Origin of the sequence: Nocardia sp. NPDC004604 (genome assembly GCF_040609795.1) — a bacterium.
Taxonomy (GTDB): Bacteria; Actinomycetota; Actinomycetes; order Mycobacteriales; family Mycobacteriaceae; genus Nocardia.
On the sequence record NZ_JBEXLC010000082.1, the window covers coordinates 22,150 to 37,740 of the forward strand.

At 66.4% G+C, this 15,591-nt stretch carries 14 protein-coding genes; 2 read left to right on the forward strand and 12 right to left on the reverse strand.

All coding sequences use genetic code 11. From position 1 onward, the window contains the following. Nucleotides 1-357: 357 nt before the first annotated feature. Nucleotides 358-564 (reverse strand): cold-shock protein, encoded by a 207-nt coding sequence (locus ABZW16_RS26950; protein WP_011206895.1) that lies wholly within the window; start codon nt 562-564, stop codon nt 358-360. Between the two features lie 499 nt (nt 565-1,063). On the opposite strand from ABZW16_RS26950, the gene ABZW16_RS26955 reads away from it, so the two are divergent. Continuing rightward, nucleotides 1,064-3,382, forward strand: a complete 2,319-nt coding sequence (locus tag ABZW16_RS26955) for a DEAD/DEAH box helicase (RefSeq protein ID WP_354958842.1) — start codon at nt 1,064-1,066, stop codon at nt 3,380-3,382. 331 nt (nt 3,383-3,713) lie between these two features. On the opposite strand, the gene ABZW16_RS26960 is transcribed toward ABZW16_RS26955, so the two are convergent. The 7 genes from ABZW16_RS26960 to ssd all read right to left on the reverse strand — a co-directional run bounded on the left by ABZW16_RS26960 (nt 3,714) and on the right by ssd (nt 9,117). Next, nucleotides 3,714-4,274: an Rv3654c family TadE-like protein gene (locus tag ABZW16_RS26960; protein ID WP_354958843.1), complete on the reverse strand. Its 561-nt coding sequence runs from the start codon at nt 4,272-4,274 to the stop codon at nt 3,714-3,716. Continuing rightward, entirely contained in the window at nt 4,271-4,585 is a 315-nt protein-coding gene (locus ABZW16_RS26965) for a TadE family type IV pilus minor pilin (RefSeq protein WP_354958844.1), read from the reverse strand. Before ABZW16_RS26965 ends, ABZW16_RS26960 begins: the two co-directional genes overlap by 4 nt. Before the next feature lie 62 nt (nt 4,586-4,647). Further along, nucleotides 4,648-4,851: a DUF4244 domain-containing protein gene (locus tag ABZW16_RS26970; RefSeq protein ID WP_354958856.1), complete on the reverse strand. Its 204-nt coding sequence runs from the start codon at nt 4,849-4,851 to the stop codon at nt 4,648-4,650. A gap of 105 nt (nt 4,852-4,956) precedes the next feature. Beyond that, nucleotides 4,957-5,574, reverse strand: coding sequence for a type II secretion system F family protein (locus ABZW16_RS26975; RefSeq protein ID WP_354958845.1), 618 nt, complete (start codon nt 5,572-5,574; stop codon nt 4,957-4,959). Between the two features lie 51 nt (nt 5,575-5,625). Beyond that, a complete protein-coding gene (locus tag ABZW16_RS26980; RefSeq protein WP_354958846.1) occupies nt 5,626-6,417 on the reverse strand; it encodes a type II secretion system F family protein in 792 nt (263 codons plus the stop codon). Then, nucleotides 6,414-7,601, reverse strand: a complete 1,188-nt coding sequence (locus tag ABZW16_RS26985; protein ID WP_354958847.1) for a TadA family conjugal transfer-associated ATPase — start codon at nt 7,599-7,601, stop codon at nt 6,414-6,416. Before ABZW16_RS26985 ends, ABZW16_RS26980 begins: the two co-directional genes overlap by 4 nt. 406 nt (nt 7,602-8,007) lie before the next feature. Beyond that, nucleotides 8,008-9,117: a septum site-determining protein Ssd gene (gene ssd, locus ABZW16_RS26990; RefSeq protein ID WP_354958848.1), complete on the reverse strand. Its 1,110-nt coding sequence runs from the start codon at nt 9,115-9,117 to the stop codon at nt 8,008-8,010. A 439-nt stretch (nt 9,118-9,556) separates the two neighbouring features. Here ssd and ABZW16_RS26995 point away from each other — a divergent pair, with 439 nt between their 5' ends. Next, nucleotides 9,557-10,354, forward strand: coding sequence for an HAD-IB family hydrolase (locus ABZW16_RS26995; RefSeq protein ID WP_354958857.1), 798 nt, complete (start codon nt 9,557-9,559; stop codon nt 10,352-10,354). A 505-nt stretch (nt 10,355-10,859) separates the two neighbouring features. On the opposite strand, the gene ABZW16_RS27000 is transcribed toward ABZW16_RS26995, so the two are convergent. The 4 genes from ABZW16_RS27000 to ABZW16_RS27015 all read right to left on the reverse strand — a co-directional run bounded on the left by ABZW16_RS27000 (nt 10,860) and on the right by ABZW16_RS27015 (nt 15,506). Next, nucleotides 10,860-11,606, reverse strand: a complete 747-nt coding sequence (locus tag ABZW16_RS27000) for an oxidoreductase (RefSeq protein ID WP_354958849.1) — start codon at nt 11,604-11,606, stop codon at nt 10,860-10,862. Between the two features lie 327 nt (nt 11,607-11,933). Continuing rightward, complete coding sequence (locus ABZW16_RS27005) at nt 11,934-13,625, reverse strand: ABC transporter ATP-binding protein (RefSeq protein ID WP_354958850.1); 1,692 nt, start codon at nt 13,623-13,625, stop codon at nt 11,934-11,936. Nucleotides 13,626-13,633: 8 nt separating this feature from the next. Beyond that, nucleotides 13,634-14,587, reverse strand: coding sequence for an ABC transporter permease (locus ABZW16_RS27010; RefSeq protein WP_354958851.1), 954 nt, complete (start codon nt 14,585-14,587; stop codon nt 13,634-13,636). Beyond that, the gene (locus ABZW16_RS27015; protein WP_354958852.1) at nt 14,580-15,506 is read right to left on the reverse strand and encodes an ABC transporter permease; all 927 of its coding nucleotides are present in this window, start codon (nt 15,504-15,506) and stop codon (nt 14,580-14,582) included. Before ABZW16_RS27015 ends, ABZW16_RS27010 begins: the two co-directional genes overlap by 8 nt. Nucleotides 15,507-15,591 lie beyond the last annotated feature (85 nt).

The following is a 15,591-nucleotide window of genomic DNA, read 5'->3' on the forward strand; positions in this document are numbered from 1 at the left end:
GAGACGACGCAGGGGACGGCCCTGGTCGGCTGCACCGCGGTCTCGTGTTGCCACCGGCGAATACACCTTTCCTAATCGACCCGCGCGGCGCTCTTTCACGCTGTGCGCGGCTGGGGCAAGCGGCGGCGACGGGGAGGACGTTGCCACCAGACACGTTTATACCTTGACGCGACGTGTGGCCGAGCGCTTGCGACTCGAACCATAGAGCGTACCTGCGTCGCTGTTGATCAGTATGCAGTGCCCATCACAATGCGGGGACACCCGCAGGTGCCCGTCACATTTGTGTCTTACCCCAGATATGGCTCGTCCCTCACCTCCGGTTACCGGCGGTGAGGGACGAGCGAATCGTTGCGTCGCTCAGCTGAGCGCGCGAACTCCGGTGGCCTGTGGGCCCTTGGTGCCCTGGCCAACCTCGAACTCGACCTTCTGGTTCTCCTCGAGGGTACGGAAGCCCGACCCTTGGATCTCGGAGTAGTGGACGAAGACGTCAGCGGAGCCGTCCTCGGGCGCGATGAAGCCGAACCCCTTCTCCGCGTTGAACCACTTCACAGTTCCCTGTGCCATTCTGTTCCTTCTCTTTTCTTACCGGAACGGCGGACAAGTAGGTTCATCCACCGGGTCCGTTCCGACCGCTGTACTGTTGGTTCCCCCTGCAGGAAAGCACCAAGCACACCGGCCGCAACATCGATCCTGCTGACGGTTTGGACTTTGGATCCGTCCCTCGAACACAGAAGCTTGCGACCAGGAACTAGTGAACCATGTCTTCGAGCAATTCAACAGTCGAGTTACCGACAATTTGCAAAAAAGTTGATCTTGCGAATGCGCAGGTGAGGGACACAATGCCGGAATCCAGACTTGAGGTTCGTTTGCCTTCAGATAACCGAGTCGACGTATGGCAATCAGCCTGTGACCCAGGTCGCTATTTGGTATCGAAAAGGCAGGTGGGACTTCCCAAGCGCGCACGTTTCACACTTTCCCAGCGTGTCGCGGAGTCTGCATCGTGAATCCGACCGAGCCGGTAACTCGGATACGACCCAGCAACGGCTCGAGTTACGGGGGATCGTTGCTGAATCGTGTCCTGAATGGGGGGCCTGACGATGACCCCCGCCTCACCCACGTCGTCGAGCTACCCACACGCCCTGCGGCCGCCACTACCTGGCCCGATTGGGCAGCGCCCGATGTGGTCGCCGCGCTGCGCGCCACCGGGGTCGAGGCGCCGTGGACGCATCAGATCAGAACAGCCGACCTCGCCGCCAGCGGTCGGCACGTCGTCGTCAGCACCGGCACAGCATCCGGGAAGTCGCTCGGCTACCAGCTGCCGGTGCTCACCGCACTGCGGAAAGATCCGCTCGCCACCGCCCTTTATCTTGCGCCGACCAAGGCATTGGGCGCCGATCAGCTGCGGGCAATAGCGGAATTGACCCACGAGGGCCCGCTGCGCGACGTCCATCCGGCCACCTACGACGGCGATACCCAGGCCGAGGTCCGGCAATGGGTGCGCGCGAATGCCAGGATGATCCTCACCAATCCGGACATGCTGCACGTCGGCATGCTGCGCTCGCATCAGCGCTGGGCCAGGGTGCTACGCAGGCTGCGCTATGTAGTAGTGGACGAATGCCACGCCTACCGCGGTGTATTCGGCTCGCATGTGGCGCTGGTGCTGCGCAGGCTACGACGCATCGCGGCCCATTACGGCGCGGATCCTGTATTCATACTGTGCTCGGCGACGACGGCCGAGCCAGCGGCCGCGGCTTCCCGGCTGATCGGCGCCCCGTGTGTCGCGGTCACCGAGGACGGATCGCCGCGGGGCGCGCGCACCATCGCACTGTGGGAGCCGCCGCTATTAACCACGCTGACCGGCGAAAACGGTGCGCCGGTGCGGAGATCGGCGACCTCGGAAGCGGCCAGGATCATGGCCGATCTAATGGTCGAGGGCGCGCGCACGCTCACCTTCGTCAGATCGCGACGAGCCGCGGAATTGACCGCGATCGAGGCCCGACGGTTGCTCGCCGAGGTGGATCCGGCGCTGAGCGAGCGGGTCGCCGCCTATCGGGCGGGCTATCTCGCCGAGGATCGGCGCGAACTGGAGGCCGCGCTCTCCGATGGATCGCTGCTCGGGGCGGCGACCACCAACGCGCTGGAGCTCGGGGTCGATATCGCGGGGCTGGATGCCGTCGTGATCTCGGGTTTTCCCGGCACGGTCGCCTCGTTCTGGCAGCAGGCAGGGCGGGCGGGGCGGCGCACGCAGGGATCGCTGGTACTGCTGGTGGCCAGGGACGATCCGCTGGACACCTTCCTGGTCCACCATCCGGAGGCGCTGCTGGACAAGCCGGTCGAGGCCACCATCACCGATCCGCACAATCCCTATGTATTGGGTCCGCAGTTGCTGTGCGCCGCGCTGGAACTGCCGCTCACCGACGGTGAGGTCGACGCGCTCGGCGCGCGCGAGGTGCTGAACGATCTCGCAGGTCAAGGACTGATTCGACGCCGAACGGGGGTTGCGAGGGACGGCAGCGCACGCTGGTTCGCGACGGCCGAAACGCATCCCCACGACGCCGTTGACGTGCGCGGGGGCATCGGCACCCCCATCGCCATCGTGGATGGCGAGACCGGCAGACTGCTCGGCACCGCCGACGCCGGACGAGCGCGGGCGACGCTGCACGAAGGTGCGGTTCACCTGCATCAAGGCGAGGTCTACGTGGTCGATGAGCTGGATTTCGAGGGCGGGGTCGCGTTCGTGCACGGCACCGATCCCGGCTGGACGACCAGTGCCAGGCAGGTCACTTCGATCACCGTCGACAAAGTGACCGAACAGCGCATCCACGGCCGGGTAACCACGGCATTGGCGCAGGTACGGGTCACCAGCCAGGTGATCGGTTATCTGCGCACGCTGCGCACGGGCGAGGTGTTGGACCTGGTGGAGCTGGATCTGCCCGCGCAGACGCTGCCGACCCGCGCGGTGCTCTACACCGTCACGCCGGAACTGCTGGCCGCGGCAGACCTGGATATGCCGCGGGTGCCCGGCGCACTACACGCCGCCGAACATGCCGCTATCGGCCTATTGCCGCTGGTCGCGACGTGTGACCGATGGGATATCGGCGGTGTCTCCACCGCCGAGCATCCGGATACTGGCCTGCCGACGGTGTTCGTCTATGACGGACAGCCAGGTGGTGCGGGCTTCGCCGAACGTGGATTCGCGCAGCTGCGGCGCTGGTTGTCGGCGACGCTCGCGGTGATCGAGAGCTGCACCTGTGCGGTGGGCTGCCCGTCCTGCGTGCAGTCGCCCAAATGCGGCAATGGCAACCATCCGCTGGACAAGGCGGGCGCGGCCCGCCTGCTTGCCGCCATTCTGGGCGAGTTGACGGCCGGAACAGGTGGCTGATCGGCGTGGTGAAGGCCTCGCATTCGATTCGTGACAGCGCCGACTTCCGAGTGTGATCACTCGTCCAGTTGGCCAGATGATCACCAGGGACGATCGACACAGACCGGCCCGCCGCGCCCGGCAGACCCAGGCGTGCCGAGCCGCCGATTAAAGAGGAATATATTCATGTTAACTGGGTTATTGCCACGGGCATTAGCATCCGACGTGCGGATACACAGTTTGCGTTCTGCGGCCACTCAGTAAATTGATGCAATACCGCAATTATTCGACCATCTCAATTACCGAATTCCAGCGATGCGACGTACCGCTGTCGGACATCTGTATGTACCGGTCATACTCCAACTTCGACCGGCCCCGCGCGAGCAACCGCGCGAACAGTCCGCTTTCCGAACAGACCTATTGGTACATTCCCTTCAACGGTGACAGTCGCATCCCACTGCACTACCGTGCACTGCAGAATCCGCACTCCCATCCGCGATGCGATCTCACTCGCCGCAGCGCATCCGGCATCTGCCCCACGCTCCAGTTCCCCCGCCGCCGACAAAGCCGACAAATCCGCGGCAGCCTGTGCCCGATGCCGCCCGACGATCACCACCCCGACCTGACCGATCAATAACGTCACGCCGATCAGCGCCGCGAGCACCAGGCACGCGAACACCGTCGCAACACCGTCATCCGCGATCGCGAAACGCCGACGTTCCGACCGAGCATCGAACATACGGTGGCGGTGGTCGACCCGCCGACGTCGCGCGTTGTCCGACGACGCCGCGTCTACCGCTCGATCACTGCACTCCCTTACCACCGCGCCGATGTGGCGCGGCACCTCCAAGTCCTTCATCTGCGCCGGGTCCGCGGGGATACCGGCTTCGGCTGCCGGGCCGCGGTCGGTCACGGCTCGGCTCCCGGCTCGCGGCTGGCCACGGCCTCGGCACGCAGCATCAGTAGTGGCAGCAGGGGTGAGCGGCCGGAGACCGTCGCGACCACCCGATCGCCCTCACTGCGCAGCGAGATGTCGGCGGCGGGTGGAGCAACCCGCCGCGCCGCCGACACCGCATTCGCCTGATCACCGCGGGCGGCCAGCCGGGCCGCTTCGCGAGCGGCGTCGACACAGCACACCTGCGTCGACGCCGCGAGCAAGGCTCCGACGCACAGCACCACCGCGACCACGATGGCAGCGAGCGCGATCGCCGCCTCAACCGTCACCGCACCCCGATCGTCACCGAGATGCGTTGTACCGCAATAGTTTAATCGACGATCATCATCGGCTACACCGCGGTGTTGAGCGCCTTGTCGATGATCTTCGTCAGGGCGTTCACAATGCTGTCCCCGGTCACCACCCCATACAGCACGGCCCCGAACGCGGCCGCCGCAATGGTCCCGATCGCATACTCCGCCGTACTCATCCCGTCCTCGGCGACCACCGCCTGCAACAGCCGCGCCCGCACCTCGACGCCGACAGCTCCGAGCATCTGCACCACCCGTTCCCGCACCTTCCCGATTCGCACCGATTTCCCCTCTCTTTCCAGTCGACGCGGCGGCTCCGTGCCGACATGCTCTTCCCGGTCGTGTGGTTTTCACAGCAGTCCACCTCCGAGCACCCGGCCCGCGAGGCCGACTACTACGGGGACGATGCCGAGGCAGATGAAGGCGGGGAGGAAGCAGAGGCCGAGCGGGCCGCCGATCAGGACTCCGGCGCGTTCGGCTCGCGCGGCGGCCGCGTCCTCGACGCCGTTGCGGCGCTGTTCGGCCAGTTCGCCGACGGCGGCGGCGAGCGAGGCGCCCGATCGTGCCGAGCGCCGCGCCATGCGCGCCAATGCGTCGACCTCCTCGGCACCCGGCTGGTTCACGCCGTCCCGTGCGACTTGGTCCCATGCCATCGTCGCGTCCGCGCCGAGCGCCAGTAGATCAGCGGCCCGGCGCAATGCGGCTCCGAGCGATGCAGGCGCACCGGGTGCCACTGCGCGCGCCGCGGCCGCCATCGGCAACCCGGCGCGCAGGCATGCGGCCAATAGGTCGAAAACCGACGCAGCGGCGAGTGGATCTACGCTGATCCCGCGGCCTGATATTGCGGTGATCGACTGCGAGCCGCCTTCTCGCAGCGCCCGCAGCCGTCGACTCACCGCGACCCGCCCCGGCAGCACCACCAACCCCGCAGCGAGCAGAACCACTGGCCCACTGGCAATTCCAATCATCCCGAACCCCCCTTCAAATGTGCACAACCGATATCGCCGACCAGATGCGTTTCATAGGAGGACCTTTCGCGTGATCGCGTCGGTCCAGAGCAAGCCGATGCATGCGAGTGCCGCACCCAGCGGCAGCAGTGCTGTTCCGGCGCCGGGGCTCAACAGCACGTGCAGTGGGGCGGCGCCCATCAGTTGGCCGAGGCCGATACCCAGCAGTGGCAGACCCGCCAGGACCGCGGCGGTGGCCCGAGCACCCGCCAGGGCGGCTGTGGTGCGCGCGCGAAACCGGATGCGGCCCGATAGGTCCGTGCGAGCGGCGGAAAGTAGCTCAGCGAGGGCAAGGCCGTGGTTTTCGGCGACCTGCCATGCGTCGGCGATCCGCCCGAGTTCGGCATCGACGATGGAATCGGTATGCCGCAGACCATCCGCGCCGGAGCCGCCTAGTCGGCTACGGGCCGCGCAGACCGCGAAGACACGTGCGGCCTCGCCACGCGACTCCTGTGCGGCAACCTCCGCCGCAGCACTCGGATGGGCACCGACCCGCAGTTCACCGATGACCGCCTCGAGCGCATCGAGCAGGCGGGCGCACTCCACATCGCGCCGCCGGTCCCGACTCCCCCGCCGAACCCGAATGCCAACAGTTCCCCCAACCAACACCGCCGCCAGCAGCGGAGCCACGCCAATAGCAAGCGCCACCACCAACCCAAGACCGAACACAGCTCGAAACACACTGCCGCGTCGCAGCTTTTGATGCTCCCCCGTCGAGACGAACATCCCGATGAACCGACGCCGCGACCTCGACACCGGCGCCATCAGCACCGCCCCGGCCAGACATATCAGCGCCCCGATCATCGGACGAGCCGTTCGTTGAGTAGGCGGGTCAGCTCAGGGGCGGCCGGGGTGGAGGCTTGGTCTGCGCGCCAAGCGGCGGTTATGCAGACGTGGCCTTGGGGGGTGCGGTCAACGATGCCGATTTCGCGGAGGCCACGGGATCCGTCGGCTCGGCGGTGGACGTGCAGCACCACTTGGACGGCCGCGGCGAGTTGGCTGTGCAGGGCTGTTCGGTCCATACCGCCCAGTGCCGCAAGGGCTTCCAGGCGGGCAGGTACCTCGCGGGGCGAGTTCGCGTGCACGGTGCCCGCGCCGCCGTCGTGGCCGGTGTTCAGTGCGGTCAGTAGGTCGACCACCTCCGCGCCGCGGACTTCACCGACGACGATTCGGTCGGGGCGCATTCGCAATGCCTGGCGGACCAGGTCGCGTACCGTCACCGCGCCGACACCCTCTACGTTCGCGGTGCGCGCGACCAGGCGCACGACATGGGGGTGAGGCGGTGCCAGTTCGGCCGCGTCCTCGACGCAGACGATGCGTTCGTCCGCGGCCACTTCGGCCAGCAGTCCGGATAGCAGCGTGGTCTTTCCCGCGCCGGTCCCACCCACCACCAGGAAGGCCAGTCTGGCCCGAATGATCCGCTCCAGCAGGAGTTTCGCGTCGGCGGGTATCGCACCGGCTGCCGCCAGTGCGTCCAGCCCCTGCGTTGCCGGGCGCAGCACTCGCAGTGACAGGCAGGTGCCGCCGTGCGCTACCGGGGCCAATACCGCATGCAGCCGCACGCCGAACGAATCCCCCAGCGCCGCTTCCCTTCCCGACAATCTGCCATCCACCCATGGCTGCGCATCATCGAGCCGCCGCCCGGCCGACAGCGCTAGCCGCTGCGCCAATCGGCGCACCGCCGCCTCATCCGGGAAAGCGACGGAAGTCCGCTCCAGCCCCCGACCACGATCGATCCACACCGCATCCGGCGCGGTCACCAGCACATCGGCGACCCGCGGATCCTGCAGCAGCGGCTCCAAAAGCCCTGCCCCGGTCATCTCGGTCTGCAACAACCGCAACGCCCGCAGCAGATCCGTATCACCGAGCACACCACCGGCCTCGGCCCGAATGGCTGCCGCCACCTGCGCCGGATCCGGATCCCCCGAAGCCCCCGCCAGCCGCTCTCGCACCCGATCCAACAGCTCCGACGTCACCAACGCACTCATCCCCAACCCCTCCCCTCCGAAGCACCAGCACCCGAATCGAGGGCCTGCCCGGCACTCCGACAGGTCGCGTGCGCCTTCAGCGCCGCAGATCGCTGCACCGGCCGGGCGCACACCGCATTCTGATACCGCTGCGGTAGTTCGGACGCCACCAATGCACTCATCCCCACCGAAGCGCCAGCACCCACATCAGGGACCGGCCGCGATGCCCGGAATCTCGCCCGCCCTTTCAGGGCCGCAGATCTCCTCGCGCCGAGCGCCGACCAGGCAGCTCGCACTACATACCGATAACGCTGCGACAGTTGGTATTTCATTGACTCAATCGCCTTGTCATGGCACCGCGGGATCGCGGGCGCCGCCGCACCGGCAGTGCGGACTCGGGGCGGGGTCTCGGATTTCGCGAAGCCGCTCATCGCAATCCCTGTCCAGCTGGGGCGCTCAGGACGGTGAGGATGGCGTCTGCGGCGTCGCGGAGGGGGCCGCGGCGGAGGGTTAGGCCGCCGCGTTCGAGGCGGGGAGCGAGGCCGGGTTGGGCTCGGACGGCGGCGAGCAGGGGAAGGTCGAGGACCTCGGCGACCTCGGTGCCACGAAGGCCGCCGGGGGCTGGGCCACGAACGATCAAGCCCTGGTTCGGATTTCGTCGGCCGATATGGGCGGCGACCGACTCGGCGGCGGCCACGGCGCGCAGGCGGGCGGGCACGACCAACACCACCAGGTCGGCCGCGTCGAGTATCTGGTCGGCATGTGGGCCGCGTTCGCCGGATATGTCGCATATCACCAAATCGCCTGCGGCACGGCCTGCTTCGATGACGGCGCGGATCGCGGCGGGGCCTATGTCGACGGGCAAGCGTCCGGCACCAGCTCGGCCGCAGGACAGCACCGCCAGTCCCGGCGCCGCCGCGGGCAGTGCGCTGTGCAGCGCCGCGGCGGAGACCCGACCGTCCTCGATCACCAGATCCGACCAGCGCAGTCCGGCCTCGGTTTCGACGCCGAGCAGCAGGTCGAGGCCGCCGCCGAGGGGTGCGGCATCGATCAGGACGGTGTCGCGGCGGAACCGCTCGGCGGCGGATCGCAGCCCGGTCGCAGCGGCCAATGTCGAGGCGCCCGCACCACCGTTCGCGCCCGCGATCGCGACCACCACACCGTCGCCCATGCGGTTTTCACTGTGCTCAGCAAACTTCTCGATAAGCCCGACCGCCGCACCCGGCAGCGCGATGACACGCTCGGCTCCGACCGCGGCGGCGGCCTGCCAATCGGTCAATCCGGGTTCCCCGTCGGTCACCAGGACGATGCCGATACGCCGGAGATATCCGGCCTCTGCGCAGCTCTGGGCTGCGTTTGTGTCGAGAATCACCAGCGGCGCGGCGGCCCAGGCATGTCGGCCGACGGGCAGCCCGCGCTCATCGAGAGCACGCTCGGCGGCCGCGGCGACCCGGCGCACCTCGTCACACAGCCGAATGTCCTGGATGAGCACGACCGCGGGCGGCGGTGTGAGTGCCGGGGCGACTTCGAGATTCATGCAGGTCAGCGTGCTCGATGACGAGCCGCAGCAGAAGATCCAATATGCCGAATGTGGATAACTCGGGGGGTGTGGATAAATCCGGACCGCCGAAACCCGGGGAAACTGGCCGGAAATAGAGGACGGCCCCAGCCGGGGGGGGAGGAGGCTGGGGCCGTCGGGTTCAGCCCCGGGGGGTCGGGCTGAACGCGCCTGGACTATGTCCAGGTGCCAGCAATACTACACCCAAGCCCGGGCCACAACGCAAGTCTGTCGCCGGACAACTTTGTGGCCGCCACCGGCCCGGCGTCTCCGGGGCAAACTCGCCCGACCAACTCCGCGCACGGTCCGGTCGGCACCGTCAGGGGCACATGCATATTCTGAACGGGTGACGGCCGATGGCGACCAGACAGAGCTCGCGGACCAGACGGCACGGGACGTGACGGCAACGACGCGCCCCATGGCCGGGGGCCAGCGCGTCGCCGCCTTCTTCGATCTCGACAAGACGGTGATCGCGAAGTCGAGCACATATGTATTCAGTAAGCCCTTCTACGCACAGGGCCTGCTGAACCGGCGCGCAGTGCTGGAGAGCAGTTATGCGCACTTCCTGTTCATGCTGTCGGGCGCCGACCACGATCAGATGGAGCGGATGCGCGCCAACCTGACCAATATGGTCGCAGGCTGGGACGTCGAGCAGGTGAAATCCATTGTGGCCGAGACACTTCATGATCTCGTCGACCCGCTGATCTACGCCGAGGCAGCCGATCTCATTGCCGACCATAAGATCCGCGGCCACGATGTGGTGATCGTTTCGGCCTCGGGCGAGGAGATCGTAGCCCCGATCGCCGAGGCGCTCGGGGCCTCGCACACCGCCGCCACTCGGATGGTGGTCGAGGACGGTCACTACACCGGCGAGGTCGAATTCTATTGCTACGGTGCGGGTAAGGTGACCGCGATCGAAAAGCTTGCCGCCAGTGAGGGTTACGACCTGACACGGTGTTATGCGTACTCCGATTCGGTGACCGACGTGCCGATGCTGAGCGCGGTGGGGCATCCGACCGCAGTGAATCCTGATCGCAATCTGCGCCGCGAGGCGGTGGCCAAGGGATGGCCGATCCTCACCTTCTCCAACCCGGTATCGCTGTGGGCGCGTTTCCAGAGCCCTTCGTCGACCACCCTTGCCGCGACGGCGGCGGTCGGGTTGAGCGCGGCGCTGGCCGGGGCGATCAGTTACCGGCTGCTGCGCCGTCGCCGCTGAGCCATAGCTGCCCCGACGCGGGCCTGCGGAAGGGCTGTTCGGGGGCGTTGCGGAGGCGTTTGCCGACATAACAAAGAGGGCGCTGCGACCAGGCATTTAACCACGAAACGCCGGTAAACACGCCGATTATTGAATGTTTTCGCAGCCCTTGATGTGAAGGCTGTCACAGGTGTAGAAATGTAACTACGGAAGGACGGAAGGCCTGAGCGGAGCCAGAAGAGAAGGTTCAGCTTCCCAACCCACCCTTCCCAGCACGGGCACCAGGCACCCACGCGGAGCGCGCCGCGACAAGGGCAGAAGCGTTGTGGGCCTGCGAGATACGGATTATCGTCGGCGAGGGCCTCGCACAGGTTGCGGGGATGAACCGGCGGAGTACGGATTATCGCCGAGGCCGCAGAACACAACCCACCTAGCACGCTTGGTAACCCGGAGTCCGTGCTAGCGGGCGGTGAGGTCGTCAACGACAACGCCGCCCGCTTTGATGTGTACGGCCCCCTTATCTGCGCTAGCCCGACGCCGCTTCGGCGATCGACGTGGCCTCCCGCGCACCATCCTCGAAGGCGCCGCAGCACAGGATCACCCAGCCGCCCACCGCGTCCGCGGCACCCGACCCGAATCCGGCCGCCGCATCCAGGTACTGCTGGCGCCGGCGCAACCAAAACACTTCCGGCACACCGAGGCTGTGCGGATCCAGCCCACTGGACGCCGCGACCAGTCGGGAGGCCGCCCGCGCGACGATGCCGTCGGCGGTACCGAACGGCCGCAATGCCAGCAGCTCCCCGTGCACGACCGCCGCGATGACCGGTGCGGGAGCCGTCGAGCCGAGAACTGTCTGGGCCAGCAGGTCGAGCCGTTCGGCCACGCCGCCGTCACCGCGCGGCCGCCCGAGCAGCGACTCGTCGGTCACCAGATCGGCCGCGGCCAGCAGGTGCAGCCGGGCCAGTGCCTGCAGCGGCGCGCGCTGCCAGGTGCCGATCAGGTTGCGCAGCGCGTCACCGTCGAGGGCCTGCCCGACCCGCAGTGATCCGGCCAGAATCGGATCCGCGACCCGGCCGTCGGCGGGCAGTTCGGTGCTCGCGCCCTCGATCGCGGCCGATGACCTGGCCGCGCGCACCGCCGCCTCGGCCGCCGTGGTCGGCCAGCCCCGCCGGTTCGCCTTGTGCCGGTGCACGGCGGCGAGCGCGTCGCGCGCTTTATCAGCGGCTTCGCGCACACCGGGCAGATCGACAAGAGGCTGTAGCGGATCGGTCACTGTGTCATTTTGCAGCCGCTAGGACGCGACGTGTTCGCGGGCTCTGTTTTCGGCCGCGCGGGCGCGGTGACCTGGTGCCTCGCGGCTGCCCCTTTCAGCGACCTGCAAGCAGTCGCCGTCGAGACTCGCGACTTCGTCGCATGCGCTTGGACGACTCGGCTGAATCCAATACCCGCGCTTTCGCGCGGACGCGAGACGGGCCGCGAACTACTCGCTCGTAAGACTCACTCCGGGATGACTGGGTAGCGCACGGAAGCCGACGCCTCGCGTGCGCTCCAGACTCGCTCTGTGCGGCCAACCCAAGGGGTAAGCCGCACAGACTGCAGGTCAGCCCGCCAGCAGATCCCGTCCGGGGATTGCATCGAGCAAGCGACGGGTGTACTCCTCTCGCGGGTTGTCGAAAACCTCATTGGTGGTGGCCGCTTCGACGATCTTGCCGGATTGCATGACGAGGACATCGTCGGCGATCTGCCGGACGACGGCCAGGTCGTGGGTGATGAACAGGTAGGACAAACCCAATTCGGCCTGTAAATCGTTGAGCAGCTTGAGGATCTGGGCCTGGACGAGTACGTCGAGAGCGGAGACCGCCTCATCGCACACCACCACCTCCGGCGAGAGCGCGAGCGCACGGGCCACCGCGACGCGCTGGCGCTGGCCACCGGAGAGTTCATTGGGGTAGCGGCGCATCACCGAGGACGGCAATGACACCTTGTCCAGCAGGTCGCGCACCGTTGCCTCGCGTTGTTTGGCGGTGCCGATCTTGTGCGTGCGCAGCGGCTCCTCGATGGTCCGGTAGATCGAGTACATCGGATCCAGCGAACCGTAGGGGTCCTGGAAGATCGGCTGCACCCGGCGGCGAAAAGCGAACGCACCCTTACGATCCAGCTTCGCCACTTCACGTCCGTCGAAGGTCACCGAACCCGACGTCGGTTCGAGCAGACCCAGCACCATCTGCGCCACCGTGGATTTGCCCGAACCGGACTCGCCGACAATGGCCGTGGTCGTGCCGCGCTTCAAGCGGAACGACACATCGTCGACCGCGATGAAATCGGTCGACTTCCACGGCGTGCTGCCCCGAATCTTGAACGCCTTGGTCAGATTCTGCGCGATCACCACGTCATCGGAGACCACCGCGAGTTCGGTATCGGCGGCCGCGACCTCCTCGGCGACCTGGACGGCCTGTTTGCGCACCTCGATGCGCTCGCGCACCGAGGACAGCCGTTGCGAGGCCAGCGAAGGGGCCGAATTCACCAGTTTCTTGGTGTACAGATGCTGCGGTTCACGCAGAATCTGCAGTGCCGGACCGGATTCCACCACCTTGCCGCGATACATCACCACCAGATGTTCGGCGCGCTCGGCGGCCAGGCCGAGGTCGTGGGTGATGAGCAGCACGGCGGTGCCGAGTTCGCTGGTGAGTCCGTCGAGATGGTCGAGGATCTGCCGCTGCACCGTGACGTCGAGGGCCGAGGTCGGCTCGTCGGCGATCAGCAGTTTGGGACGGCAGGCCAGTCCGATGGCGATGAGCGCGCGCTGGCGCATACCGCCGGAGAATTCGTGCGGATACTGGTTGACCCGGCGCGCCGCATCCGACATACCGGCTTCCTCGAGCAGTTCGATGGCGCGCTGCTTGGCCGCCTTACCCTTGGCAATGCCATTGGCCTCCAGGGTCTCGCGGATCTGGAACCCGATCTTCCACACCGGATTCAGATTCGACATCGGATCCTGCGGAACCAACCCGATACCGCTACCGCGGACCGCGACGACATCCCGCTTCGACGCCTTGGCCAGATCCTTGCCGTCGAACACGATAGATCCGGAAGTGACCTTCCCGGTGCCGGGCAACAGGTCGATGATGCTGTGCGCGGTGGTGGACTTCCCGGATCCGGATTCGCCGACGATCGCGACGGTCTGGCCGGGATACACCGACAGACTGACATCGCGCACCGCCGGAATCTTCTTGCCCTCGGAGGAGAAACAAACGTTGAGATCCTCGATCTCGAGCAATGGTCGCTCGGACATCGACGCGGTCACCTCTTCCTCGCCTTCGGATCGAGTGCGTCCCGCAGCGCGTCGCCGAGCAGAATGAAGCTCAGCACGGTGAGCGCCAAGGCCGTTGCGGGATAGAACAAAATCGGCGATCCACCGCGCAGCTCGTGCTGGTTGGTATTGATATCGGAACCCCAGGACACGATCGTGCGCGGCAAACCGACGCCGAGGTAGGACAGCGTCGCCTCGGTGACGATGAACGCGCCGAGCCAGATCGTGGTGACCACGATCAGTGGTCCGGCCGCATTCGGCAGCACATGGCGCAGCAGCGTCCGTATTCGGGAGACCCCCAATGCCTTTGCCGCCGTGACATATTCGCTGTTCTTGGCCTCGATCACCGCACTGCGCGCGATGCGCGCGGCCTGAGGCCAGGTGAAGGCCGCCAGAATCAGGATGACGGTCCAGATCGTGCGCGCGTCGAGCAGCTGCATGATGACGATCGCGGCCAGCATGAGCGGAATCGCGTAGAAGATCTCCGCGATGCGGGAGACCACCGAATCCAGCAACCCGCCATAGAAGCCCGCGAGCGCCCCGAGCGTTCCGCCGACGACCAGGAATACCGTCGTCGCGCCCAAACCCGCCATTACGGAAGCCCGTGCGCCGAAAACGGTTCGGGTGTAGACATCACAGCCCTGCTTATCGAATCCGAAGGGATGGCCGGGCCCACGGGGATCCATGCTGAAATCGCCGTTGCAGTAGCGCGGATCCTGATCGGTGAACAGGCCGGGCCAGAGCACGACGACGGCGATGAAGACGATCAGCACCGTGGCGACGATGAAGATCGGATTGCGACGCAGCTGGCGCCACGCATCCTGCCAGATGCTGGTCGGTGACCCGGTATCGACGACCTGATCGGTGGCGAGCACCTCGACTTCGTCGGGCGGAGCCACGAAATGCGGTTGCCTGTCCGGAACCTTCTTATCGAGATCAGGCATATCGGATCCTCGGGTCGAGCGCGGCGTAGAGCAGGTCGATGAGCAGATTCGAGATCAGGAAGATCACGATCAGCACGGTCACGAACGAGACCACGGTCGGCGGTTCACCGCGGGTGATCGCCTGGTACAGCGTTCCGCCGACACCCGGAATATTGAAGATGCCCTCGGTGACGACCGCACCGCCGATCAACGCACCGAGATCGGCGCCGAGGAAGGTGATCACCGGGATCATCGAGTTGCGCAGAATGTGCACCGTGACCACCCGGGGCCGACTCAGCCCCTTCGCGGTCGCGGTGCGCACGTAGTCGGCGGACATGTTCTCCGCCACCGAGTTTCGGGTCAGACGCAGCACATAGGCGAACGACAGGGACCCGAGTACGAACGCGGGTACGAACAGTTCGGAGAAGCTCGCCTTACCGGTGACGGTCACCGGTGCGATGCCCCACTTCACGCCGAGCACGAACTGGGCCAGAAAGCCGATCACGAAGATCGGCACCGCGATGATGATCAGGCTGACCACCAGCAGCGTCGAATCGAACAGTTTGCCCTTGCGCAGACCTGCGATCAGCCCGAAGATGACGCCGAAGACGCCCTCGATGAGCACCGCCATGAACGCCAGCTTGATGGTGATCGGAAACGCCCGCGCGAGCTCGTCGCGCACCGGACGGCCGGAGAAGGCGGTACCGAAATCGAGGGTGAAGATGCCCTTCAGATACAGCAGATACTGCACGAAGAACGGGCGATCCAGGTGATAGCGCGCGCGGAGCTGGGCTTCCACGGCGGGCGTCATCGGCTTGTCGCCAGCCAGCGCGTGGATCGGATCGCCCGGCACTAGGAAGACCAGTGCATAGATGAGCAGCGTCGCCCCGAGGAAGACGGGGATCATTTGGAGCAGACGCCGCAAGACATACCAGGCCATTTCGTCTCCTGGGTAAGCGGCGCCGACCGTGCCGTCGAGTCATCGCGGCACCGTCGTCGAATGATTAAACGAATTACCAGCAATA